The 22,837-nt window shown below is 69.4% G+C and carries 22 protein-coding genes; 11 read left to right on the top strand and 11 right to left on the bottom strand.

Annotation, left to right across the window (positions count from 1 at the left end; translation table 11 throughout):
• Window positions 1–13: 13 nt before the first annotated feature.
• The 3 genes from CBR61_RS13550 to CBR61_RS13540 all read right to left on the bottom strand — a co-directional run bounded on the left by CBR61_RS13550 (window position 14) and on the right by CBR61_RS13540 (window position 3,553).
• On the bottom strand, window positions 14–1,261 hold the full coding sequence (locus CBR61_RS13550; RefSeq protein WP_088914843.1) for an N-succinylarginine dihydrolase: 1,248 nt from the start codon (window positions 1,259–1,261) through the stop codon (window positions 14–16).
• 88 nt (window positions 1,262–1,349) lie between these two features.
• Window positions 1,350–2,366, bottom strand: coding sequence for an arginine N-succinyltransferase (locus tag CBR61_RS13545; protein WP_088914842.1), 1,017 nt, complete (start codon window positions 2,364–2,366; stop codon window positions 1,350–1,352).
• Window positions 2,363–3,553, bottom strand: a complete 1,191-nt coding sequence (locus CBR61_RS13540; RefSeq protein WP_233996740.1) for a hydrolase — start codon at window positions 3,551–3,553, stop codon at window positions 2,363–2,365. The genes CBR61_RS13545 and CBR61_RS13540 overlap by 4 nt, the downstream gene beginning before the upstream one ends.
• Window positions 3,554–3,677: 124 nt before the next feature.
• On the opposite strand from CBR61_RS13540, the gene CBR61_RS13535 reads away from it, so the two are divergent.
• Together CBR61_RS13535 and CBR61_RS13530 are read left to right on the top strand one after the other, a co-directional pair.
• Window positions 3,678–5,777, top strand: a complete 2,100-nt coding sequence (locus tag CBR61_RS13535; RefSeq protein WP_088914840.1) for a malate synthase G — start codon at window positions 3,678–3,680, stop codon at window positions 5,775–5,777.
• 65 nt (window positions 5,778–5,842) lie between these two features.
• Window positions 5,843–6,394: a hypothetical protein gene (locus CBR61_RS13530; protein ID WP_088914839.1), complete on the top strand. Its 552-nt coding sequence runs from the start codon at window positions 5,843–5,845 to the stop codon at window positions 6,392–6,394.
• On the opposite strand, the gene rsmA is transcribed toward CBR61_RS13530, so the two are convergent.
• The 4 genes from rsmA to CBR61_RS13510 form a co-directional block, all read right to left on the bottom strand.
• The gene (gene rsmA / locus CBR61_RS13525) at window positions 6,369–7,190 is read right to left on the bottom strand and encodes a 16S rRNA (adenine(1518)-N(6)/adenine(1519)-N(6))-dimethyltransferase RsmA (RefSeq protein WP_088914838.1); all 822 of its coding nucleotides are present in this window, start codon (window positions 7,188–7,190) and stop codon (window positions 6,369–6,371) included. The two genes, CBR61_RS13530 and rsmA, sit on opposite strands and share 26 nt — an antisense overlap.
• Entirely contained in the window at window positions 7,183–8,214 is a 1,032-nt protein-coding gene (gene pdxA, locus CBR61_RS13520; protein ID WP_088914837.1) for a 4-hydroxythreonine-4-phosphate dehydrogenase PdxA, read from the bottom strand. The genes rsmA and pdxA overlap by 8 nt, the downstream gene beginning before the upstream one ends.
• On the bottom strand, window positions 8,211–9,578 hold the full coding sequence (locus tag CBR61_RS13515) for a peptidylprolyl isomerase (protein WP_088914836.1): 1,368 nt from the start codon (window positions 9,576–9,578) through the stop codon (window positions 8,211–8,213). Before CBR61_RS13515 ends, pdxA begins: the two co-directional genes overlap by 4 nt.
• A 172-nt stretch (window positions 9,579–9,750) precedes the next feature.
• Entirely contained in the window at window positions 9,751–12,018 is a 2,268-nt protein-coding gene (locus CBR61_RS13510) for an LPS-assembly protein LptD (RefSeq protein ID WP_233996738.1), read from the bottom strand.
• A gap of 166 nt (window positions 12,019–12,184) precedes the next feature.
• Between CBR61_RS13510 and CBR61_RS13505 the strand changes: the two genes are divergently transcribed.
• The 5 genes from CBR61_RS13505 to ndk all read left to right on the top strand — a co-directional run bounded on the left by CBR61_RS13505 (window position 12,185) and on the right by ndk (window position 15,452).
• The gene (locus CBR61_RS13505) at window positions 12,185–13,645 is read left to right on the top strand and encodes a leucyl aminopeptidase (protein ID WP_088914834.1); all 1,461 of its coding nucleotides are present in this window, start codon (window positions 12,185–12,187) and stop codon (window positions 13,643–13,645) included.
• A gap of 44 nt (window positions 13,646–13,689) precedes the next feature.
• Window positions 13,690–13,845 carry a DUF2256 domain-containing protein gene (locus CBR61_RS13500; protein ID WP_088914833.1) on the top strand — a complete coding sequence of 52 codons (156 nt, stop codon included), beginning with the start codon at window positions 13,690–13,692 and terminating at the stop codon, window positions 13,843–13,845.
• A gap of 25 nt (window positions 13,846–13,870) precedes the next feature.
• Window positions 13,871–14,305, top strand: a complete 435-nt coding sequence (locus CBR61_RS13495) for a DNA polymerase III subunit chi (protein WP_088914832.1) — start codon at window positions 13,871–13,873, stop codon at window positions 14,303–14,305.
• 63 nt (window positions 14,306–14,368) lie between these two features.
• Window positions 14,369–14,875, top strand: a complete 507-nt coding sequence (locus CBR61_RS13490; RefSeq protein WP_088914831.1) for a hypothetical protein — start codon at window positions 14,369–14,371, stop codon at window positions 14,873–14,875.
• Window positions 14,876–15,029: 154 nt separating this feature from the next.
• Window positions 15,030–15,452 carry a nucleoside-diphosphate kinase gene (gene ndk / locus CBR61_RS13485; protein WP_088914830.1) on the top strand — a complete coding sequence of 141 codons (423 nt, stop codon included), beginning with the start codon at window positions 15,030–15,032 and terminating at the stop codon, window positions 15,450–15,452.
• A gap of 24 nt (window positions 15,453–15,476) precedes the next feature.
• Here ndk and CBR61_RS13480 read toward each other — a convergent pair whose 3' ends face one another.
• The 4 genes from CBR61_RS13480 to purM all read right to left on the bottom strand — a co-directional run bounded on the left by CBR61_RS13480 (window position 15,477) and on the right by purM (window position 19,600).
• Entirely contained in the window at window positions 15,477–16,157 is a 681-nt protein-coding gene (locus CBR61_RS13480; RefSeq protein ID WP_088914829.1) for a class I SAM-dependent methyltransferase, read from the bottom strand.
• 60 nt (window positions 16,158–16,217) lie between these two features.
• Window positions 16,218–17,426, bottom strand: a complete 1,209-nt coding sequence (locus tag CBR61_RS13475; protein WP_233996737.1) for a sulfotransferase — start codon at window positions 17,424–17,426, stop codon at window positions 16,218–16,220.
• The gene (gene purN / locus CBR61_RS13470) at window positions 17,426–18,391 is read right to left on the bottom strand and encodes a phosphoribosylglycinamide formyltransferase (RefSeq protein WP_088914828.1); all 966 of its coding nucleotides are present in this window, start codon (window positions 18,389–18,391) and stop codon (window positions 17,426–17,428) included. Before purN ends, CBR61_RS13475 begins: the two co-directional genes overlap by 1 nt.
• A gap of 87 nt (window positions 18,392–18,478) precedes the next feature.
• Window positions 18,479–19,600, bottom strand: coding sequence for a phosphoribosylformylglycinamidine cyclo-ligase (gene purM / locus CBR61_RS13465; RefSeq protein WP_088914827.1), 1,122 nt, complete (start codon window positions 19,598–19,600; stop codon window positions 18,479–18,481).
• A gap of 69 nt (window positions 19,601–19,669) precedes the next feature.
• On the opposite strand from purM, the gene CBR61_RS13460 reads away from it, so the two are divergent.
• Genes CBR61_RS13460 through CBR61_RS13445 form a run of 4 tightly spaced genes read left to right on the top strand, consistent with a single transcriptional unit; the run spans window position 19,670 to window position 22,791 of the window.
• Window positions 19,670–20,959 (top strand): hypothetical protein, encoded by a 1,290-nt coding sequence (locus tag CBR61_RS13460; protein ID WP_088914826.1) that lies wholly within the window; start codon window positions 19,670–19,672, stop codon window positions 20,957–20,959.
• Window positions 20,960–20,972: 13 nt separating this feature from the next.
• On the top strand, window positions 20,973–21,623 hold the full coding sequence (locus CBR61_RS13455) for an HdaA/DnaA family protein (protein WP_088914825.1): 651 nt from the start codon (window positions 20,973–20,975) through the stop codon (window positions 21,621–21,623).
• A gap of 53 nt (window positions 21,624–21,676) precedes the next feature.
• A complete protein-coding gene (gene epsC, locus CBR61_RS13450; RefSeq protein WP_088914824.1) occupies window positions 21,677–22,417 on the top strand; it encodes a serine O-acetyltransferase EpsC in 741 nt (246 codons plus the stop codon).
• 8 nt (window positions 22,418–22,425) lie between these two features.
• Complete coding sequence (locus tag CBR61_RS13445) at window positions 22,426–22,791, top strand: DUF2794 domain-containing protein (protein ID WP_233996736.1); 366 nt, start codon at window positions 22,426–22,428, stop codon at window positions 22,789–22,791.
• The last annotated feature ends 46 nt before the right edge of the window (window positions 22,792–22,837 follow it).

Below are 22,837 nucleotides of genomic sequence, written 5' to 3'. Positions count from 1 at the left end.
GGCGCCAAACGCGTTAACCAAGCTGTGCCAGATCGAGCGCCTCCAGCAGGGCGAGCCGGGCTGCAATCACGCTGTCCGCCAGCGCGGGTGACCCAAGATCGGACGGATCGATCTGCTCGGGCCAATGCGCGGCGATGACGCGCTCCAGCAGGTAGGCCTTGGCCTCATCGAGCAGGAAGCGCGGGTCGACCGTCGCCGGATCGCACACCACCCTGAGCCGCAGACAGGCAGGGCCGCCGCCGTTCGCCATCGACTGGCGCACGTCGACCGGAATGACCTGCCGGATCGGGCCATTGCCCGCGAGCATCTCCTGCGCCCAGCCCCACACGGCCGCGCTCTCCCGGCATTCCTCAGGGACGATCAGTGCCATCTCGCCGCTCGGCAGGGTGAGGAGCTGCGCGTTGAACAGATAGGTGCGGATCGCCTCCTCGAGGCTGACGGCGGAGGAGGGCACCTCGACCACCTCGAGCGCGGGGAAGGCGGCGCGGATCGCAGCATAGGCGCCCTGCTGGTCGGCGAAGGCCATGTCGTGGGTGAACAGCACCCGCCCGTTGGCCACCGCGACCACGTCATTGTGGAAGGCACCCGCCGCGATCGCCTCGGGGTTCTGCTCGATGAACACGGTGCGCTCCGGTGCGAGGCCGTGGGCGCGGGCGACGAGGCGGCTCGCCTGTTCGTGCTGGCGCGCGGGGAAGCGGCCGCCGGGCCTGCCGTAGACGAACACCTCGACGCCCGGTGCCTCGTGGCTCTCGCACAGCCGCATGTGATTGGCCGCGCCCTCGTCGCCGAAGGTCGGCGGCACGGCGTCGTGGATCGCGAAGTGGCGGGTGTCGGCGAAGGCGATCTTCAGCTGCGCCTGCGTGTCGGGCCATTCCTGCGCGCGGTGGAGCATCGTGACGAGGTTCGCGGGGGTGAGATGGCAGCGCCCGTCGGCAGTGTCCGGGGCGGGGCTGACCGTCGCCGCATTGGCGGTCCACATCGAGGAGGCCGACCACGGCACCGCGCGCAGCTGCGCGGGCTCGGTGCCGTCGAGCGCGAGCGCGGCCTCGAGCGCGCGGTTCGGGCGGGGCAGGGGCAAGAGGAAGCCTTGCACGCCCAGCCGCCCGAGGTTGCCGCGCATCTTCGCCACCCCCTGCAACGCCGCCGCGCGCGGATAGGACGGATCGCCCGCATGGCTCGCGCTGGCGATGTTGCCGAGGCTGAGGCCGGCATAATTGTGCGAAGGGCCGACGATCCCGTCGAAATTGATCTCGGTGAGCATGCAAATGTCCGTTCGGTTCGAGCGAAGTCGAGAACCCCGGGGCTGGTCGTGTCTCGACTTCGCTCGACACGAACGGGGAAAGGGTTGGCTACCGCGCCACGCTCCACACCATGTCGCCCGCCCGCACATCGAGCAGGTCGGCGCTGGCGCTGTCGATCGCGATGCCGCCCTCGCTGTCCAGCACCCTCGCGCCGAAGCAGGCGCGGAAGGTGCCGAGGCGGCCGGTGGCGAGGATCGCGCGTTCGCCCTCGGCCACGTCGAGCGCGGTGACCCGGGCCTCGCTGCTGTTTCGCACGCTGGTGACATTGTCGGTCCGCGCGACCATCGTCGGGCCGCCGTCGAAGATGTCGACATAGTTCTCGAAGCGGAAGCCCTCGTCCTCGAGCATCCGCATCGCCGCGCGGCCCGTGGGGTGGGGGATGCCGATCACGCTCCTCGCATCCTCGCTCAGCATCGCGACATAGACCGGGTGCTTCGGCATGAGGTCGGCGATGAACTGGTTGCCGTGGATCGCGTTGAAATAGTCCGCGTCCTGGAAATTCATCCCGAAGAAGCGCCCCGCCACGCCCTCCCAGAAGGGCGACCCGCCGCGCTCGTCGATGATGCCGCGCAGTTCCGCAAGGATGCGCTCGGCAAAGCGCGGGCGGTGCATTGCGACAAACAGATAGCGCGAGCGGGCGAGCAGCAGGCCGAGGCCCCCGGCGCGCTCGTTGGGGTGGAGGAACAGCCCGCCGACCTCGCTCGACCCTTCCAGATCGGTGACGAGGCTGAGCAGTTCCGCGCGCACCGTGCGGTCGAGTTCCTGCGAATACTGGGTCAGCGTGTTGAGCCGGTAGGAGTAGAACGGCCAGCGCTGGCCGACCTGGCTCATCAGCTGGCAGGTGCCGCGTACCGCGCCGGTGCGGGCGTTCTCGAGCACCAGCACGAAGAGCTCGTCGCCGAGCGTATCGCCATCGCGCGCAAAGGCCGCCTCGGCCCGCTCGAGCTTGGTGCGTAGCGCCGCGCGGTCGGGCGGAAGGTTGGTGAAGCCTCCACCGGTCAGCTTGGCCATCTCGTAGAGCGCCTCGAGATCGGCGGGGCGCGCGGCGCGCAGGCGGAAGGTCAATTGAGGGCTCCTTGGGAAAGGCGGGTGATGACGCGCGCGGACAGGGCGGCACGCTCGGCAAGACTGGGGACGATGAGATATTCGTCCGGCGAATGGATCGCGCCGCCGCGCACTCCCATCGTGTCGACCACCGGCACCCCGCAGGCCGCGATGTTGTTGCCGTCGCACACCCCGCCGGTCGATTGCCAGCGGATGTCCTGCCCGAGCTCGGCCCCGCAGGCGCGCACGAGATCGAACAGCCTCTGTGCGGCGGCATCGACCTTTTTCGGCGGGCGGGTGACACCGCCGTGGCGGCGGGTGGCGACCTCGTGGGCTGCCTGGATGTCGATCAGCAGGTGGTCGAGCGCATGGTCGAACGCCGCACCCGCTTCCACGCTCCGCGGGCGGATGTTGAAGCGCAGCACGGCATGGTCTGGCACGACATTGTTGGCCGACCCGCCTTCGAGCTTGGCCGGGTTGATCGTGATCTCGGGCGTCTCCAGCGCCTTGAGTCGCAGGATCAGGTCAGCCGCCGCGACGATGGCGTTGCGCCCCTCGTGCGGATTGCGACCGGCGTGGGCGCTCTTGCCGGTGATCGTGATCGAATAATTGCCCGTGCCGCCCCGCTCGTGCGCCAGCGTGCCGTCGGGCAGCGCGGCGGGCTCGTAGGTGAGCGCCGCCATCTTGCCCGCCGCCAGCTCGGCGATCAGCGCCGCGCTGGCGAGAGAGCCGGTCTCCTCGTCGGAATTGATGAGAACGTCGTAGCCGAGGGCCGAGGCGCCGGGGGTGGCCTCGAAGGCCATCAGCGCATGCAGCATCACCGCGATCCCGCCCTTCATGTCGGCGACGCCGGGGCCGTTCAGCGTCTCCCCGTCGAGCCAGCGCTGGTGCTGGAACGGGTGATCGGCGGGAAACACCGTGTCCATGTGGCCGGTCAGCAGAATGCGCCGGTTCGCCTGCGGGCGCACCCGCACCACCAGATGCCGGCCGTGGGGCTTGTCGAACGCAGTGCCGTCGGCGGCGATGGCGGTGACGGGGGCGGGATCGACCTGCTCGACCGTTCCGGGCAGCACCGCGAAGGCCTCGGCCAGAGCATCGGCCTGTTCGGCCAGCCCGGCGAGATTGGACGTGCCGGTGTTGATCGCGCTCCACGCGCGCACCTGCGCCAGCATCGCGGCTGGGTCTATCGTTCCCATGGTCCCGTCCATGACCTCCCTCTAGCCGTCTCAAGGCGCTAGTCCAACCCGTTGCAATCGTGGCAGCGCTGCGCCATAGGGCGGCCCGTCCTCTCCTCCCCGGGTTCGGCTTCACGCTTACCACACGAGGACTACCATGACTGACATGACCGCCCGCGCCGGAGTGAGCATCGACTCCCGGTTGGCCGCCTTCCTCGAAAGCGAAGTGCTGGGGCCGCTGGGGCGCGATGTGGACGCCTTCTGGCAGGGTTTCGCGGCGCTGCTGGCCGAGTTCGCCCCGAGGAACCGGGCGCTGCTGGCCAAGCGGGAAAGCCTCCAGGCGCAGATCGACGCATGGCACGTGGAGCGGGCGGGCAAGCCTCACGACGCGGCGGCCTACAAGGCATTCCTGACCGAGATCGGCTACCTCGTCCCCGAGCCCGCTGACTTCCAGATCGGCACGCAGAACGTCGATCCCGAGATCGCGACCATGGCCGGGCCGCAGCTGGTGGTGCCGATCCTCAACGCCCGCTTCCTGCTCAACGCCGCGAATGCGCGCTGGGGGAGCCTCTACGACGCCTTCTACGGCACCGACGCGCTCGATGCCGCCCCTGCCCGGCCGGGCGGATATGACGAGGACCGCGGCGCGGCGGTGATCGCGCGCGGGCGCCGGTTCCTCGACGAGACCTTCCCGCTCGCGGGCGGTGCAAGCTGGACCGACCTGGCAAGCCGCGAGGCCATCGCGCTCGCCGATCCGGCGCAGCAGGTGGGCACCACCGAAAAGGGGGTGCTGCTGCGGAACAACGGTCTTCACGTCGAGATCGTCTTCGATCCCGCGACCCCCGTCGGCGCGACTGACAGGGCGGCGATCGCCGACATCATCGTCGAAGCAGCGCTCACCACCATCGCCGACTGCGAGGATTCGGTCGCGGCCGTCGATGCCGAGGACAAGCTGCTCGCCTACACCAACTGGCTCGGCATCATCCGCGGCGATCTTCAGGAGAGTTTCGAGAAGGGCGGCAGGACGCTCACCCGCAAGCTCGCGGAGGACAAGGCCTACGCCGCGACCGACGGCACGGCGCAGACGCTCAAGGGCCGCAGCCTGATGTTCGTGCGCAATGTCGGCCACCTGATGACCAACCCCGCGATCCGCCTGCCCGATGGCAGCGAAATCCCCGAGGGCATCATGGACGCGGTCTTCACCAGCGCGATCAGCACGCTCGATGTCGAGGGCCACGGCAAGTTCGGCAACTCGCGCACCGGCAGCATCTACATTGTGAAGCCCAAGATGCACGGGCCCGAGGAATGCGCCTTCACCAACGACCTTTTCGACGCGGTGGAAGACCTGCTCGGCCTCAAGCGCCACACCATCAAGGTCGGCGTGATGGACGAGGAGCGCCGCACCTCGGCCAACCTTGCCGCCTGCATCCAAGCGGTGAAGGACCGCATCGTCTTCATCAACACCGGATTCCTCGACCGGACCGGCGACGAAATCCACACCTCGATGCGCGCCGGGCCGATGCTGCGCAAGGGCGCCATGAAGACCAGCGCGTGGCTCAAGTCCTACGAGGCGAGGAACGTCGCCATCGGCCTCAGGCACGGCCTTTCGGGCAAGGCGCAGATCGGCAAGGGCATGTGGGCCGCGCCCGACCTGATGGGGCAGATGATGGTCGAGAAGATCGGCCACCTCAAGGCGGGTGCCAACACCGCATGGGTGCCGTCCCCCACCGCCGCGACGCTCCATGCGCTGCACTACCACCAGATCGACGTGTTCGACGTGCAGAAGCACCTGCCCGAACCCGCCGGGCTCGACGACCTGCTGGCGATCCCGCTCGCCGAGGGCGCGAACTGGTCGGAGGAGGAAATCCGCGAGGAACTCGACAACAATTGCCAGGGCCTGCTCGGCTACGTGGTGCGCTGGATCGATCAGGGGGTCGGCTGCTCCAAGGTGCCCGACATCAACGATGTCGGCCTGATGGAGGACCGCGCGACGCTGCGCATCTCCTCGCAGCACATCGCCAACTGGCTGCTGCACGGGGTGATCAGCGAAGCGCAGGTGATGGACAGCCTCGCCCGCATGGCCGCCAAGGTCGACGCGCAAAACGGGGGCGACCCGCTCTATGTGCCGCTGACGGGCAACGAGAACGGCGCGGCCTTCAGCGCGGCGAAGGACCTGATCTTCAAGGGGGTGGAGCAGCCGAGCGGCTATACCGAGCCGCTGCTGCACGCGTGGAGATTGCGCAAGAAGGCGGGGTAAACTCTTTCTCCATAGCTTCCGCATAAGGTTGCCCGAACGGCCGGGCCTTGGCGGAGCAATGGACAATGGGCGAGATCCTCGAACAGCTCTACATGACTGTCGTCAGCATGCTCAGCCTCGCTTTCTTCGGTGGGCTGGCGTTCTACATCATGCACGCCAGCAATTCCCGCTGGCGCGAGTACGAACAGCTTTACGCCGCCTTCGAACCGCGCGAACCGCTGGCGAAAAAGCTGACAGGCATGGTGCGCTTTGCGAAGCCGGGTTTTCGCTGGGGGCATATGTCGGGCGATCTCAAATCGCATCGCCATCCGCCCGTTGTGGTCGGCGTTCATCCCGAGGGCCTGAGCCTGTCGATCGTGCCGCCGTTCCGTTACGGCTGCCGAGACCTGTTTCTGCCGTTCGACAGGATGACGGTCGAACCTGCCGCATGGGACATGTCCGACAAGGAGTACGGCATCCGTATGGAAGGCGTCGACGGGATCGAGATCCAGATGTTTTCCAACATCATGCAATGGGCTGCCGAGAGGTCCGAAATCCTCGATCTGATGCTGCGACGGGCCGAGCTGGTGCGTGAAATGTCTGGCCCCGCCGCTAACCGAGTGCCCGCGCCACGCTGACGAATTCGGCTACGCTGACCGTTTCCGCACGGCGCGTCTCGTCGATGCCGAGCGCCGCCAGCGCCTCCAGTGCGCCCGGCACGCTCTTCATGCTCTGGCGCAGCATCTTGCGGCGCTGGCCGAAGGCGGCTTCCGTGAGACGTTCGAGAGTGCGTGCGCTGACGCCCTCGGGTGCGGCGGCGGGGGTGACGTGCACGATCGCGCTCATCACCTTGGGCGGCGGGGTGAAGGCGCTGCGGTGCACCTTCATCGCGAGGCGCGCCTCGGCCCGCCACTGGGCGAGCACGGCGAGGCGGCCATAGGCATCCTCGCCCGCGGCGGCGACGATCCGGTCGGCCACCTCGCGCTGGAACATAAGGGTGAGCGAGCGCCAGAGGGGCGGCCAGCTTTCCCCGCCGAGCCAGCGCACGAACAGCGCGGTGCCGACATTGTACGGCAGGTTCGAGAGGACGTGGAACGGCTCCCCGCCCATCAGTTCCGCATGATCGAGCTTGAGAGCATCGCCTTCGATAACAGTCAGTTGTCCGGGAAAGCTCTCGCCCAGTTCAGCCAGCGCGGGGAGGCAGCGGCGGTCCATCTCGATGGCGGTGACCCGCGCCCCGGCGCGCAGCAGCGCGCGGGTGAGACCGCCGGGGCCGGGGCCGACCTCGAGCACCTGCTGGCCCGCAAGATCGCCCGGGAGCGCGGCGATGCGGGCGAGCAACTGTTCGTCGAGCAGGAAATTCTGCCCCAGCGCCTTGGAGGCGGCGAGGTTATGTCTCTGGATAACCTCGCGGATCGGGGGGAGCTCAGGCATCGGCACTAGCCCGCGCCTCGGCCATCCCGCTCGCCATGCTGATCGCCGCCGCCATCGCGCCCGGGTCCGCCAGACCCTTGCCCGCGATGTCGAAGGCGGTGCCGTGATCAGGGGAGGTGCGGATGATCGGCAGGCCGAGCGTGACGTTCACACCCTCGTCGAATTCCAGTGCTTTCAAGGGGATAAGTGCCTGATCGTGATACATGCACAGCGCCGCGTCATAGCCGGCGCGGGCGCGCGGGGTGAACAGCGCGTCGCCCGGGACGGGGCCGAAGGCATCGATCCCCTCGGCCCGGAGCGCGGCGATGGCGGGGGCGATGATGCGCGCCTCCTCGTCGCCGAACTGGCCGCCTTCGCCCGCGTGGGGGTTCAGCGCCGCAATCGCAAGTCTGGGCTGCAACACACCGAAATTCCTGCGCAATCCTTCCACCACGATGCGCGCCTTGTGGAGGATCAGGCCCTCCGAAATCAGCCCCGGCACCTCGGCGAGCGCGACATGGACGGTCAGCGGCACGGTGCGCAGCGAAGGCCCCGCCAGCATCATCACCGCGTCGCGCCAGGGTCGCCCGCAGGCCTCGGCGAGGAATTCGGTCTGGCCCGGATAGTCCCAGCCCACCGCCGCCAATGCCGCCTTCGATATCGGGGCCGTCACCAGCCCCGCCGCCTCCCCCGACAGCACCAGTTTCGCCCCCCATTGCAGCGAACCGAGCGCCAACCGGGCGCCAACGACCGTGGGATGACCGGGCGACGACATGCCATCGAGCCCCGCCATCACGGGCAGTCCCGCAGCCGAGGCGAACTGCGCATCGGCCGGTTCCGCGATCGGCACGATCGGGCAGTCGATCCCGAGCCTTTCGGCGGCATTTCGCAAAAGCTCCGGCCCGCCGGCCACGAAGGCGGGCGGCGCGCGGCGTTCGGCCCGCAATCGCGCCCATGCGCCGAGGATCACTTCCGGGCCGATGCCCGCCGGATCGCCCAGCGTGATCGCGAGCGGGGCGCCCGGAGATGAACTGCCCGGCGTCAATTGTACTCGATATAGGCGTCGTTGCGGAGGTCGCGCAGGAACCGCTGGGCGCGCTTGTTGACGCGCTCCTGCTCGATCTGGTCCATCACCGCCGCGAAGGTCGGCGCGCCCGAATCCTTGGGATCGTCGCGCCCGCACAGCATCAGCACGCGCACGCCTTCCTGGATCCCGCCGAAGGGCGGGGTCGCCTGGCCGATCTGGAGGTTGAGGATGATCGCGCGCAGCTGTTCGGGCAGGTTCGCGGCCTTGATCTGGTCGTTCGAGACGACCTCCGCCCCGATCTTCGCCGCCCCCGCCTCGACATCGGCGCAGCCGCGCAGCGACTGGAGGTAGGTGTTGAACTCGGCCACCCGCGCCTCGGCCTGGGCCTGGGTCACCCCATCGGGGAAGTCGATCGAGATCTGCTTGAGGCTCAGCATCGCCTCGGACGGATCGGCCATCAGCACCTGGCGCTTGTTGATGAGGTAGACGATCGAGAAGCCGCCCGGGATCTCGATCGGGCCCTGCAACTGCCCGGCCTGCATGTTGCGCAGCGATGCGGCGAGCTGCGGGGGGAGCTGGCCGAGCCGCAGCCAGCCCAGATCGCCGCCGACGACCGCGCTGCTCGCCTCGGAATATTGCCGCGCATAGGCGACGAAGCTGCCGCCCTGCTGGAGCTGCTGCATGATCGCCTGGGCGTTCTGCAGCACCGTCGCGCGGTTTTCGGTGGTGGCCGAGAGGAAGATCTCGCCGACCCGGTATTCGTCGGTGCCCTTGGCCTCGTTCATGCGCTTGAGCACGTCGTTGACCTCTTCGGCCGAGACGTTGACGAAAGGCATGATGTTGCGGCGCAGGAGGTTCTCCCATGCCACTTCGCCCTCGATCTGGCGCTTGAGCGAGGCCGCAGAGGAGCCGATCGAGGCCAGGTAGGCGTCCATCTTCTTGGTATCGCCGCCGAAGTTCTGGCCGGCGAGCTGCTGGTAGGTCTGTTCGACCTCCTCGCGCTTGACCGCCAGTTCGGCCGCTTCGGCGGCCTGGATCTTGAGCGTCTCGTCGATCAGGTTGCGCAGCACCTGCACGCGCAGGCGCAGCATTTCTTCCTCTGCGATCGGCGCTTCCGAGGCCGCCGTCACCAGCGCCACGCGCTGATCGATGTCGGTGCCGGTGATGACATAGCCGTTGACGATCGCGGTCGCGGTGCGCTTGTCCGGGTCGGCCTTGCCGAACAGGGTGATGTCCTCGGGCAGGCCGAAGGGATTGTCCGCGGTCGGCACGGCGACGGTCTGGGCGGGCAGGGTGGCCGGGGTGAGGGCAAGGCCCACGAGGCCGGCTGCCGCCAGCACGCTTCCGGTCCGGGCCAGCAGGGCCTTGGAAAACAGCTTCACTCTCACGCGTTCAATCCGCCTTCTCGAAATTCCCGCACCCATCGTGTGCGTGATGGGGTGCCGATGCCCCGCACCGGCTGAATGGAAGCTGAGTCCCGGGCAACCAGCCTTCCGCGGCCCCTTTAACGCCATTTGTCCGCCCTGCCAATTGTTGCAGGCATCGGGTTCGGGGTTAGCGGAAGCCGAGGTTGCGCAGGGCGAAGAACACCTGGAATGCGTTGCCGCGCCGCGCGTCGCCCGCGTCGATGAAGTCGCGCCGCCAGGTGGTGCCGAATTCGATGCAGTCGTCGGCATAGGCGATGCCGAGGCGCGTGCGGATCGGCTCGAATCCGTCGGGCTGGAATACCGGGTCTTCCTCGGGATCGGTGAGGTTGAACACGCCCGAGCCGAACACCGACCACTTGCGCCCGATCGCCACCCGCGCGGCGGCGCGCAGTTCCTCGCGGTCGCGCAGGTCCTCGACGGTGGCGATGTCGCGGTCGAGCCTGAGGTAGCCGACCTCGAGATAGGTGCGGCGCGAGCCGATGGTCGCGTCGATCTCGTTGCGGCGCACCGCGAAATTGTCCTTGTCGAGCCGGAAGCGGTGGGTGAAGCTGACGAGGTTGCGGAAACGCACCTCGGTGCGGCCGACGAAATCGGAGACGCGCTCGGACAGGCCGGTGCCTTCGGGGAACAGGCCGGGTTCGGGCCGCTCCAGCCGGAAGGACTGGCCGACGGTCGAACGCACCCGCCAGCCCGGGCGCTGCAACTCCCAGTCGACGCCCCAGGTCACGCGGCTGCCATCCTCGACCCGGTCGTAGCCGGGGAAGCGGTTGAGGGCGAAGAGGTTGGAATCCTCGAGATCGATGGCGCGGGCGTCCTCGTTGGGAACGGCGAGGTTGCGGATCTTCGGGCTGGCAACGAATTGCAGCCGCGGCTTGAACACCTGCGTCCCCCCGAAGGCGGCGCCAGCGAACGGCCATTCGATGTCGAGCGCGGCGGTGGCGATGCCGCGCGTGGTCCAGCCCTCGGTGCCGCGATAGGACAGCGTGGTCGTCGCGAGCGAATTGCTGGTGTTGTAGACATCGCCGCGCACCAGCCCGGTGAGCGTCACGACCTGCCCCATGCCGGTGAGGCGCTTCCAGTCCCACTGCGCGCCCGCGAAGGCGCGCTGGGTGTCCTGCCCGTCGTTGCGCAGCAGGGCGAGGGTGTTGGCCTGCACCATCAGGTTGCCGCCGAGCACGGTGTCGCCGATCTTCTGGCGGTAGTCGATGGCGGGCAGGGCGAGCGGCACCTGCCCCTGATCCGCGTTCAGCCGCAGGGTCTGGGTCGCCCAGCCGGCGATCGAGAGATAGGACCGGTCGGTGATGCGTTCGAGATTGAGGGTCGAGCGCAGCCGATCGTCGCGGCTGATGTCGTAGCGGCGCAGGAAGGTGCGGTCGCTGGCGAGGCGGATCGAGCCGGTCAGGCTCCAGTCGGGCGAGAACTGGAAGCGGCCGTTGCCGTCGAAATAGCCGCGAGGATCGCTGCGGAAGCTCTCGCCCCCGGTGAAATCGGTCGCGCGGTCGGAAAAGGTGACGAAGCCGCTGGCCTGATAGGCGCCCTTCTCGGTGAGGTGCCGCCATTTCGCGCTCGCCATCGGGGCGGCGTTGGAGAAGACATAGGCGCCCAGCGTCAGATCGGCATTGTCGGCGACGCGCCAGTAGTATTCGCCCGAAAGCTCGAAGCCGTTGACCTGCGTGACCCGCACGTCGGGCACCAGAAAGCCGCTTTCCGCCTTGCCATCGGTGCGGATCGCGAGGCCCGGCAGGGGCAGGATGCGCGCGCCGAAGAGTTCGAGCATCGCGCCCTCGAACCGCACGCGGTTGGCCTTCTGGTCGTAGATCACCCGCCGGGCGGTGACGCGCCAGCTCGGGTCCTGCGGGCAGCCCTCGGCATCGACCACCGGGCAGGCCGAATAGGCGGCATCGGTCAGCACCGCGCTCCCGTCCGCCCCGCGTTCCGCCGAGCGCGCGGCGAGCCGGCCTCCGGCGCGCAGGGCGATCAGCAGTTCGCTCATGGCGCCGGTGTCGAATTCCTCGGTGAGTTCGACCTGATCGGTGAAGAGCTGATTGCCGGCCTCGTCGACGAGGCGGATATTGCCGCTGGCGATGATCCGGCCGGTGTTGCGGTCCCAGATCACCTCGTCGGCGCGGACCGAGCGGTCCTCCGAGCGCAGGATCACGTCGCCGCGGGCGGTGACGATGTCGCTTTCGCTGTTGTAGGCGAGCTCGCGCGCCTCGAAGTCGATCCGGCGGGCGGTTTCTTCGGCCTCCTCGGGTGCCGGGGCATCGTCCTGCGCGGCGAGCGGCGCGGCGGCGGCGCCGAGGACGAGCGCGAGCGCAAGGCGCGACAGGCGCGAGCGAGCCGCGCCCCGCGCCGGGAGGCGCTGGGCGGGGTCCGCGGCGATGCGCGTGTCCACGTGAGAGCCTCCCGACATGGCCTTGCCTATTGCACCGCTCGGGCCTAATCGCAATCGCCATTGCGCCCGGGGCGGCGGGGCCTTTCGCACGGTTCGTCGCACGCGCGGGACACCTCGTGGCCGCCCTTCCGCTGGCGTGCCTGCACAAGCCTTTGCCGGAGTATCCATGCAGATCCATTTCACCGCCGCCGCTCCCTCCGATGTCCGCCTCCAGGCGCGGGTGATCAATCAGGGCCAGAGCCTCTCCGGGCTGGACGAGACGATCGTCGAGGGCGCGGCCGCATCGCGCTTCTCGGGCCGGGCGGGGCAGCTGTTCGAGGGCTTCGCAGGCGTGGGCGGGGCGGTCCGGCGGATCGCGCTGGCGGGCCTTGGCGAGACCGGCTCCGCCGACCGCCGCGCCAATTGCGAACGCGCCGGCGCGGCGATCACGGCCAAGTATCTGGTCTCGGGCGAGACGGCGCTGGCGCTCGACCTTGGCGGTGCGGGCCTTTCGGCGGATGACGCCGCGGCGGTGCTGCTGGGCCTGCGCCTGCGCGCGTGGCGGCACGACGCCTATCGCACGCGGCTTGCCGCCGACAAGCGGCCCTCGCTCGCCGCGGTCCACGTCGCCAACGCGCCCGAGGGCACCGAGGCCGCATGGGCCCGCGAGGAAGCGGTCGCCCGCGGGGTCGAATTCACCCGCCGCCTCGTGACCGAGCCCGCCAACATCATCTACCCCGCCACCTTCGTCGCTGCCTGCGAGGAAGCCTTCGCGGGCACCGGGGTCGAGATCACGGTGCTGGGCGAACCCGAGATGGAGGCGCTCGGCATGGGCGCGCTGCTCGGCGTCGGCAAGGGTTCGGAGCGCGAATCCCGGCTGCTCGCGATCCGCTTGAACGGCGGCGCGGCGGGCGAGGCGCCCACGGTCTTCGTCGGCAAGGGCGTGACCTTCGACACCGGCGGCATCTCGCTGAAGCCCGGCCCCGGCATGGAAGACATGAAGTGGGACATGGGCGGCGCGGGCGCGGTCGCGGGCGCGATGCTCGCGCTGGCGGGCCGCAAGGCCAAGGCCAACGTCATCGGCGTCATGGGCCTCGTCGAGAACATGCCCGACGGCAAGGCCCAGCGCCCCGGCGACATCGTCACCACCATGAGCGGCCAGACGGTCGAGGTGCTCAACACCGATGCCGAAGGCCGGCTGGTGCTGTGCGACGCGCTCCACTGGGCGCAGGAGCAATATGCCCCCGCCCGGATCGTCGACCTCGCGACGCTGACCGGCGCGATGATCATCTCGCTCGGCAACGAGTATGGCGGGATGTTCGCCAATGACGACACGCTCGCCCAGCAGCTCGACGCCGCCGGCAAGGCGAGCGGCGACAAGCTGTGGCGGATGCCGCTCGGCCCCGCTTACGACAAGCTGATCGATTCGCCGGTCGCCGACATCAAGAACATCGGCCCGCGCGAGGCCGGTTCCATCACCGCGGCGCAGTTCCTCCAGCGCTTCGTCAAGGAAGGCACCCCCTGGGCGCACCTCGACATCGCGGGGATGGTCTGGTCGAACAAGCCCGGCCACACCTGGGACAAGGGTGCGACCGGCTACGGCGTGCGCCTGATCGACCAGTTCGTGCGGGATGTGGTCGAGGGTTGATGCCACGCATGAACGGCCTCGAGTAGCGAAGCGGTAGGCCGTTCATGCCAAAAATGCGGAAGAAAAGTGACCTGCCCACCAAGACCTGCCTCGCCTGCGGGCTGCCCTTCGCATGGCGCAAGAAGTGGGAGCGGGACTGGGACAATGTGAAGTATTGTTCCGATCGGTGCAGGCGGGGGAAGGCCCCCGTCCTCAAGTAGCGCAGCGGTAGGACGACCAAGACTCATGAAACTGGATTTCTGGCAGGTCACCGACGATCCGGTCGAGAAGGTCGTCACCCTCATCGCCCGGCGCGCGATCGGGCAGGGTGAGCGCGTGCTGGTCGTTTCGGCCGATGCCGGGCAGCGCGCCGCGATCGATGCCGCGCTGTGGCAGGCGGGGCCGGAAAGCTTCCTCGCCCACGGCGCCGCCGATGCGCCGGGAGCCGAGCGCCAGCCGATCCTGCTCGCTGCAGAGCCCGTCGCCGCCAACGGCGCGAGCCACCTGATCCTCGCCGACGGCACCTTCCGCGACTGCCCCGGCTTCGCCCGCGTCTTCCTGCTCTTCCCCCCCGACCTCGCACCCGAGGCGCGGCAGGCGTGGCGCGCGCAGGACGGGCGCGAGGGCATCGAGCGCGCCTATTTCGCGCAGGAAGACGGGCGCTGGGTCAAGAAGGGCTGAGGGCTTGCGCCCGGGCCGCCGATGGGGGATGCTCCCGCCCCAGTGACAGGGGGGACATGATCCATGCGCAAGACCGCCATCATCCTCGCAGGCGCCGCCGCGCTGGCGCTCGCCGCCTGCGGTTCGGAGACCTCGGGCGAGTTCACCACCGAGGACGGCCAGAACGCCGAATACACCATCGACAAGGACACCGGCGAGACCAGCATGACGGTCGAGGGGCCGGACGGCACCGCCACCATGCGCTCGGGCGCGGGGGTGCCGGTCAGCCTGCCGGACGGGTTCACCCTGTTCCCCGGATCGAAGATCGTCACCAACACCGTCGTCAACCAGCCCGGCGGGCAGGGCACGATGATCACCTTCGAGGCCGACGCTCCCGCCGAGGCGGTCGTCGCCCACTACCGCGACGCGGCCAAGGCGGCCGGGTTCGACATCCAGCTCGAGATGAACACCAACGGCACGCGCATGGTCGGCGGCGAGCGCAAGGCCGACGGCTCCTCGCTCTCGGTCACCGCGACCGACGGGAAGCCCACGACCGGACAGATCATCATCGGCAGCGAAAAGGGCGGCTGAACCGGCCTGCCAGCGCGCCCCGGCGCCGTTGATCGGCGCGGGTCCGCCGCACATCGGCAGGCCCGCCCGCACAGGCTTGCCATTTTGCAGCGCAGCATCTAGGGGCGCGGCCAAACTCTCCCCCAACAACAAAAGACGTTCACAGGAGCTTCCCATGGCGGTCACCCGTACCTTTTCGATCATCAAGCCCGATGCCACCCGCCGCAACCTGACCGGTGCGGTCACCAAGATGCTGGAAGACGCCGGCCTGCGCGTCGTCGCCTCCAAGCGCATCCACATGACCCGCGAACAGGCCGAGGGCTTCTACGCGGTCCACAAGGAGCGCCCCTTCTTCGGCGAGCTGGTCGAGTTCATGATGAGCGAGCCGGTGGTGGTGCAGGTGCTCGAGGGCGAGGACGCCGTCGCCAAGAACCGCGAAGTGATGGGCGCCACCAACCCCGCCGACGCCGCCCCGGGCACGATCCGCAAGGAACTGGCCCTCTCGATCGGCGAGAACACAGTCCACGGTTCGGACAGCGAAGAAAACGCCGCGATCGAGATCGCCTTCTTCTTCAAGGACGAAGAGATCGTCGGCTGACCCAATCCGTGCCGGCGGGGCGGGTCAGGCGTAGCCGACCCAGCCCCGCCAGCCGAAGCCGGCATAGAACAAGTTGACATCCCCGAAGCCCGCCTCGCGCAGCAGGGCTTCGTCCTCGGCGGGGTCGAGCACCGGCAGGCTTGTCGTGACCGCCCGCGCCTTCGCGGCCAGCTGCGCATCAACGCCCTGCACGAGCGCGAAGGCTTCATAGCGGTCGAGCCACGTCGTGCGATCGGGCTCGGCCTGCGGGAAGCTGCAATGCACCGCGACGAAGGGCGCGCCCGGTGCGAGCCTGCGGCGGACCGCGCGCAAGGTCTCGAGCCGCTCGCCGCTTTCCAGGAAGTGGAGCGTCAGCAGGCAGCATCCCGCGGCAAAGGGCCCGGCAGGCGCGTTTTCGATCAGGCCCTCGACGAAGCGCGCCCGCGCCGCCGCCTCCCCCATCACCTCGCGCGCCTGCGCCAGCATCGGTCCGGCGGGATCGACCGCGACGAAGCGCCAGCGCGGGAACAGCGCCGCGAAGGCCGCAAGTTCCAGCCCGCCGCCTGCGCCCAGCACCAGGACCTCGGCCTCGGGCCCGGCCCGCTCCGCCATCAGGATCGCGGTCATTGTCTGCATGTCGCCGAAGCCCGGCGTGAAGCGTGGCGGCCCCTCGGCATAGCGCGGGGCGGTGGCGGGATCGTTGAAGAAGTCGAGGAAGGCGTTCATCCCTCGATGATATAGAGTAACATCGATGCCGAGGAAGCGCGGTGAGGCAGGTCGACGCGCTCAGCGCGGCGAGGCGGCGAACCGCGCGAGCTGTTCGCGGTGCGCGTGGTGGTGCCCCGCTTCGCTCGCCGCCATCACGCGGCGCATCGCGCCGAGCGCCTCAGGGGTGAGGATGAGGCCCAGTTCGGCGTAGACGGAGGCGATGGCGGATTCCCAATCCTCGTTGAGCGCATCGAAGCTGGCCCGCGCGATCCGCCCGTCCCAGCCCCCCAGCTCCGCCGCTATGCGCGCCTCCCGCAGGGCGATCTTGTGGCGCCAGCGCGCCTCGATTCTCTCGAGGCAGCACGAATCCGACTGCATCGCCATCTGGTTCGCCGCAAGGCTGATCGCGCTTTTCAGCACCGCCTCGTGCTCGCGCTCCGCCAGCACCAGACGCGCGTCGGGGAACAGGGCGAGCAGGGTCGACAAGTCCTCGGCGAAGGCGGGGACCTTGAGGACGCGGGGACGCTCGGCAATGCCCCGGTGCGCGGCGTCGGTGGCGAGGATGCGCGCGAACTCGCGATAGACGGCGGCAGGATCGCGCGCCTCGCTCCAAGCGGAATAGGCGGGGATGTGCCACTGGCTCTCGTAGATCGAATGGTGGAGCGCGGCGGAGATCCACGCCAGCTCCTCCTCGACCGCCGCCGGCGCCATCGGGTGGATCGACTGCATCCACGGGTTGAGCGCGCCCAGCATGGCCAACTCCAACGCCGCCTTGACCCGGTTCATGCCCAGCGGCGCGGGGACGGGGTGATAGGCGTCGCAATAGCGGGTGTGCGAAAAGGCCGGGTCCGCCGCCAGCAGGGTGTGGATGCGGGTGGTGCCGCTCCGCATATGGCCGATGACGATGATCGGCGGGGCGAGCGGGGTTTCTAGCAATTCGGGCCGCTCCCGCCATAGCGCGCCGAAGGCGAGGCGGTTCTTCACCACCCGCGACAGCTGCCCCCAGGCCATCGCCCGCCCGAGCGGGTTGAGATCGGCGTCGGCCTCGATCGCGGCGATGAGCCGGACGAGCCGCTCGCGGAAATCGGCGACGTCCTCCCCGCTGCGCCCGCCGTGCTCGACATCCTCGGCCCTTGCGCCATAGGGCTTCGCGGCGAGCGCCCAGAGCGCCTCCGGATCGAGCACGGGCGGCGGTAGCCAGCCGCGCTCCCATGCCCGCCCCAGAAAGGCATTGGCCCGCTCGGCCAGCGGCCCGCGTGCCAGCAGGTGATCGCGGGTGGGCGGCATCAGAATTCCTCGGCCACGTCCATCAGCCGCGTCAGCCGCTTCGGCGCGACCGCGCGCCAGCTTCTTTGGAGCCACGCCTCGACATCGCCCCAGTCGAGATCGGGCCGGTCGAGCACGATCCCGACCCATCCCCTCGCGCCGTAGAAGGCGGGCTTGAAATAGGTCTCCGGCTGATCCTCGACGAGGGCGTGGAGCTCGTCCATGCCGCTGGCCTTGACCAGAAGGGCGATGCGCTCGTGGCCGTGGGGTCGGTCGGCGAAATAGGCGAAATACTTGCCCGACTTGCCCTCGCCGACGCGGAAGCCGGCCGAGCCGAAGCTTTCCTGCTCGCAGGTTTCGGGCAGGGCGAGGGCGCGGGCGCGGAGCTGATCGAGCAGCCAGGCCGGGTTGCGCCAGCGCGACACGTAGTCGGCCACCGCGCGCGGGTAGAGCTGGTGCTCGGCAAGCTTGACCCGTTCGGCGAGGCTGGCGGGGGTGTCGCCGGGCACGATCGGCACCGCGATCTGCGCCAGCACTTCGCCCGCGTCGAGCTCGGGGGTGACGAGGTGGACGCTGGTGCCCGCATGACTGTCGCCCGCCGCGATGGCGCGGGCGTGGGTGTCGAGCCCCTTGTAGAGCGGCAGCAGCGAGGGATGGATGTTGAGCATCCGGCCCTCCCACCGCTCGACGAAACCGTCCGAGAGGATGCGCATGTAGCCAGCCAGCACGATGTGGTCCGCGCCCGCTTTCAGCACCGCCGCCTCCATCGCAGCGTCATGTGCCTCGCGGGTCATGCCCTTGTGCGGCAGGGCGAAGGTGGCGATCCCCTCGGCGGCGGCAAGTTTCAGACCCGCCGCTTCGGGGTCGTTGGAGGCGACCAGCACCACCTCGTATGGGCAGGGGGCGATGCGGCTGGCATAGACCAGCGCCGCCATGTTGGTGCCGGCGCCGGAGATGAGGACGGCGATTCTGGCCTTGCCGGTCACAACCCGCCTCCGTTCGCCCCGAGCGAAGTCGAGAGGCCCGTCGCCATGTGTCTCGACTTCGCTCGACACGAACGGGAAGGGCGGAGTTCAGCCAAGATGCGTGGCGCTCCAGTCGCTCTTGGCGGACCAGGTCTCGATCGAGCCGCGCACCGTGCAACCCTTCTCCCCCGCCTCGATCCGGCCGACCGGGAAGACGGTCTCGCCCGCCGCCTCGAGCCGGGCCGTGACTTCGGCGACCTTCGCTTCGCTGACCGCCAGCACCATGCCGACGCCGCAGTTGAAAGTGCGCGCCATCTCCTCGGGCTCGATGTTCCCCTGCGCCTGGAGGAAGGCCATCAGGCGGGGCTGGGGCCAGAGGTCGGCATCGACATGGGCGTGCGCGCCTTGCGGCAGGATGCGCGGGATGTTCTCGAGCAGGCCGCCGCCGGTTATGTGGGCGAGGGCGTTGATGGATCCAGCGCGGATCAGCGGCAGCAGGCTCGCGACATAGATGCGGGTCGGCGCGATCAGGGTGTCGATCAGCAATTGCTCCTGATCGAAGAGGGCCGGGCGGTTCAGCTTCCAGCCCTTGTCTGCCGCGAGCCTGCGCACCAGCGAATAGCCGTTGGAATGGACACCCGAAGACGCAAGGCCCAGCAGCACGTCGCCCGGCGCAACCTTGTCGCCCGTCAACTGCTCGCCGCGCTCGACCGCGCCGACGCAGAAGCCGGCGAGGTCGTAGTCGCCGGGCGCATACATCCCCGGCATCTCCGCCGTCTCGCCGCCGATCAGCGCGCAGCCTGCGATCTTGCAGCCCTCCGCAATCCCCGCGATCACCCGCTCGGCGACTCCGTTCTCGAGCTTGCCGGTGGCGAAATAGTCAAGGAAGAACAGCGGCTCGGCACCCTGCACGATGAGGTCGTTGACGCACATCGCGACCAGATCGATCCCGACGGTGTCGTGCCGGTCATGCTCGATCGCGAGCTTGAGCTTGGTGCCCACGCCATCGTTGGCCGCGACTAGCAGCGGATCGGAATATCCTGCCGCCTTGGGGTCGAAGAACCCGCCGAACCCGCCGAGCTCGCTCGTCGCGCCCGGGCGCGCGGTGGCCTTCGCCAAAGGCGCGATGGCCTTGACCAGCGCATTGCCCGCCGCGATCGAAACGCCCGCGTCGGCATAGGTGTAGCCCGTGCCTTGCGGCGTGCTCTCGTCGTTTGTCCCCGAGGTCATGCGCAGTCCCTTAGCCTTTCGCGCTTGGAATTCCACTCGCCATTGGGCAAAGGACAAGCGATTTTCCCCATGAGCGCGACGCTTTCCCCTCCCGGCCCCGCTGCCGCCTCCTCCCGACCGCTTCGCCGCTGGGTGAGTGGTGCCGCGCTGGCGCTGGGCCTGCTCGGGGGCGGCTATGCCCTGCTGGCGCAGGTCGCGGGCGAGCGCGGGATTGCACCGACCGCCGCCAGCGCCGACATCGAGGTGAAGGGCATCAGCGTCGACGTGCAGGGCAAGACCGCCGAGGAAGCCCGCGCCAACGGCTGGCGCGAGGCGCAGCGCCAGGCCTGGGCGAAGCTCAACGGCCCCAAGCTCTCCGACAGCCAGCTCGACGGGCTGGTTTCCGCCATCGTGATCGAGCGCGAGCGGCTCGGCCCCCGCCGCTATATCGCGACGCTCGGCGTGGTGTTCGACCGCCAGCGCGCGAGCGGCTATCTCGGCGGGGCGCAGCAGGCGACGCGCTCGGCCCCGTTGCTGGTGATTCCGGTGCAGGAGAGCGGCGGCGCCTACATCACCTTCGAACAGCGCAACCCCTGGCAGCGCGCCTGGGCCGAGTTCAACCCGGGCACCAGCCGCATCGACTACGTGCGCCTGTCGGGCGCGGGGGGCGATTCGCTGCTGGTCAATTTCGGGCAAACCGGCCGCCGCAGCCGCGCCTGGTGGCGCTCGACGCTCGACCAGTACGGCGCGACCGACGTCGTGATGGCCTTCGCCCGGCTCGACCACCAGTTCCCGGGCGGGCCGGTCACCGGTACCTTCACCGCGCGCTACGGCCCCGACAGCCGGCCGCTGGGCAGCTTCACCCTCAAGGCCGACAACCCCGACGCACTGCCGGCCATGCTCGCGCAGGCGGTCGAGCGGATGGACCAGATCTTCACCGGCGCGCTGGCCTCGGGCAAGCTGCGGCCCGACCCGACGCTGCGCCTCGGCGGCGTGGGCGAGATCGATCCGGCGATCCAGCGGCTGATCGAGATCGGCCGCGCCGCGCAGGCGCGCCGTGCCGCCGAGGCGGCGCTGGCGGGCGCCGGCGTGCCGCGGATCGAGGCCGCCCCCGTCACCGGGATCGAGCCCGGCGAAATGCAGGTGCGCAACATCGTCGTCCAGTTCGCCACCCCCGATGCCGCCGCCTTCGATGCCGCGCTGGGCGCGGTGCGCGGCACCGGAGGCGTGCGCGGCGTGGGCGTGACCAGCACCGCGATCGGCGGCACCTCGGTGATGAGCGTGAGCTTCGCCGGATCGCTCGAGGAACTCGCCGCCGCGCTCGAGGCGCGCGGGTTCAGCGTGCGGCGCGGGGCGAACGCGCTCGCTATCAGCCGCTAGGGCCTGACCCGTCATGGGCGAGCCGTCCCAGATTGCCCTTCCGCTTTCCGTGCCCGGGGCGACGCAGCGGATCGTGGTTGGCGCTGCCAACGCGGCGGTGATCGACGCCTTGCAGCATCCCGCCAGCTGGCCCTTCCACGTCGCCGTCCTCACCGGCCCGCCCCGCTCGGGCAAGAGCCTGCTCGGGCGCTGGGCGAAGGGGCTCCACGCCGACGCCGGGCTCGAGGTGATCGACGATGCCGAGACGCTCGAGGAAGCCGAGCTGTTCCACCGCTGGAACGCGGTCCAGCAGGGCGGCACGCGAGAGGGCGGGGCGCTGCTGCTGATCGCCAATGCCGACGCAGCGGACGGCCCCGGCTGGCGGATCAAGCTGCCGGACCTCGCCTCGCGCATCGGCGGCTCGCTCCAGCTCGCGATCCAGCCCCCCGACGACGCGATGGCGGGCGAGCTGATCCTCGCGCACGCCGAGGCGCGCGGCCTCTCCCTGCCGGCGGGCGCGGCGGACTATCTGGTACCCCGCACCACCCGCAGCTTCGCCGCGATCGAGGCGCTGGTGGCGGCGATCGACCGGATCTCCCTTGAACGCCAGACGCCCGCCACCATGTCTGTCTGGCGCGCTGCGCTCGAGGCCCTGCACGGCCCCGAACAGCAGCGGCTCCTGTAGGTCAGCGCTCGCCGATTGCATCGGCGGCGCTTTGGTGGGAAAAGCGAGGGGCGATGTTCGAGCAACTGGTCAGCTATCTGGACTCGGTCCGCGCCCGCGATCCCGCGCCGCGCTCGCGCTGGGAGATTCTGCTCTACCCGGGCGTGTGGGCCTTGGGCTTCCACCGCATCGCCCACTGGCTGTTCGAGGCGCGGCTCTATTTCCTCGCGCGGCTGGTGAACCATGTCTCGCGCCTCCTGACCGCGATCGACATCCACCCGGGCGCCACCATCGGGAAGAACTTCTTCATCGACCACGGCTTCACCGTGATCGGCGAGACGGCGGAGATCGGCGACAACGTGACGATCTACCAATGCGTCACGCTGGGCGGCACCAACCCCGCCAACGGCAAGGGCGGCAAGCGTCACCCGACCTTGCAGGACAATGTCATCATCGGTTCGGGCGCGCAGATCATCGGGCCGATCGTGGTCGGCGAGCGGGCCCGCGTGGGCGCCAATGCGGTCGTCACCGACGATGTGCCCGCCGGCGCAACGATGGTCGGGATCAAGGCGCGTTCGACCCTGGTCCCGGCGGAGCAATGGATGCGCGAATTCGTGCCCTACGGCACGCCCTGCGACGATCCGCCCTGCGACGAGGAAGGCCGCCCGCGCCGCGACTGCATCGAGAAGCTCGAGAGCGAGATCGCCCAGATGCGCGAGGAGATGGCGGCGATGAAGACCCTGCTCGCCGAACGCGAGGCTCCGCCGCCGCCGCTCCAGCCGGTGCGGGCGCGCAAGAGCGGAACCAAGGACTGAGCGCAGGGATGGCTGCACCGCAAACGCCGGGGATGCCCGGACAGGTGGTTCCCTTCCCCGGTCGGGGCGCGGACCAGGTCGGCTTCGAACGGCCCGAGCTGATGCGCATCCTCGACCTCTACGGACGGATGGTCGCGGCCGGCGAATGGCGCGACTACGCGATGGACTTCACCCGCCACGCCGCCACCTTCGCCGCCTTCCGCCGCGCCGCCGAACGCCCGCAGGCGCGGGTGGAAAAGCGGCCTGCGTTGCGTGGCAAGCAGGGCATGTGGACCTTGTTCGGCGAGCACGGTCAGGTGCTCAAACGCGGGCACGATCTGGCGAACGTCCTCGCGCCCGTCGAGCGACGGCTGCTGAAGGCGGTGGAGGAGTAGGCGCTGCGAGGTGCGCCCGAGCGGCGAGAATGGCAGCTTTCGGGCT

Source organism: Porphyrobacter sp. CACIAM 03H1 (genome assembly GCF_002215495.1).
In the GTDB taxonomy this organism is placed as follows: domain Bacteria; phylum Pseudomonadota; class Alphaproteobacteria; order Sphingomonadales; family Sphingomonadaceae; genus Erythrobacter.
The sequence above is the reverse complement of the archived record's forward strand: the minus strand, read 5'-3'. Positions and strand labels throughout refer to the sequence as shown.

Excerpts from the sequence above, each read along its gene's own strand:
- CBR61_RS13550 (WP_088914843.1), bottom strand. The coding sequence starts at position 1,261 with ATGCTCACCGAGATCAATTTCGACGGGATCGTCGGCCCTTCGCACAAT.
- CBR61_RS13540 (WP_233996740.1), bottom strand. The coding sequence starts at position 3,553 with ATGGACGGGACCATGGGAACGATAGACCCAGCCGCGATGCTGGCGCAG.
- CBR61_RS13535 (WP_088914840.1), top strand. The coding sequence starts at position 3,678 with ATGACTGACATGACCGCCCGCGCCGGAGTGAGCATCGACTCCCGGTTG.
- CBR61_RS13530 (WP_088914839.1), top strand. The coding sequence starts at position 5,843 with ATGGGCGAGATCCTCGAACAGCTCTACATGACTGTCGTCAGCATGCTC.
- rsmA (WP_088914838.1), bottom strand. The coding sequence starts at position 7,190 with ATGCCTGAGCTCCCCCCGATCCGCGAGGTTATCCAGAGACATAACCTC.
- CBR61_RS13505 (WP_088914834.1), top strand. The coding sequence starts at position 12,185 with ATGCAGATCCATTTCACCGCCGCCGCTCCCTCCGATGTCCGCCTCCAG.
- CBR61_RS13500 (WP_088914833.1), top strand. The coding sequence starts at position 13,690 with ATGCCAAAAATGCGGAAGAAAAGTGACCTGCCCACCAAGACCTGCCTC.
- CBR61_RS13495 (WP_088914832.1), top strand. The coding sequence starts at position 13,871 with ATGAAACTGGATTTCTGGCAGGTCACCGACGATCCGGTCGAGAAGGTC.
- CBR61_RS13490 (WP_088914831.1), top strand. The coding sequence starts at position 14,369 with ATGCGCAAGACCGCCATCATCCTCGCAGGCGCCGCCGCGCTGGCGCTC.
- ndk (WP_088914830.1), top strand. The coding sequence starts at position 15,030 with ATGGCGGTCACCCGTACCTTTTCGATCATCAAGCCCGATGCCACCCGC.
- CBR61_RS13480 (WP_088914829.1), bottom strand. The coding sequence starts at position 16,157 with ATGAACGCCTTCCTCGACTTCTTCAACGATCCCGCCACCGCCCCGCGC.
- CBR61_RS13475 (WP_233996737.1), bottom strand. The coding sequence starts at position 17,426 with ATGCCGCCCACCCGCGATCACCTGCTGGCACGCGGGCCGCTGGCCGAG.
- purM (WP_088914827.1), bottom strand. The coding sequence starts at position 19,600 with ATGACCTCGGGGACAAACGACGAGAGCACGCCGCAAGGCACGGGCTAC.
- CBR61_RS13460 (WP_088914826.1), top strand. The coding sequence starts at position 19,670 with ATGAGCGCGACGCTTTCCCCTCCCGGCCCCGCTGCCGCCTCCTCCCGA.
- CBR61_RS13455 (WP_088914825.1), top strand. The coding sequence starts at position 20,973 with ATGGGCGAGCCGTCCCAGATTGCCCTTCCGCTTTCCGTGCCCGGGGCG.
- epsC (WP_088914824.1), top strand. The coding sequence starts at position 21,677 with ATGTTCGAGCAACTGGTCAGCTATCTGGACTCGGTCCGCGCCCGCGAT.
- CBR61_RS13445 (WP_233996736.1), top strand. The coding sequence starts at position 22,426 with ATGGCTGCACCGCAAACGCCGGGGATGCCCGGACAGGTGGTTCCCTTC.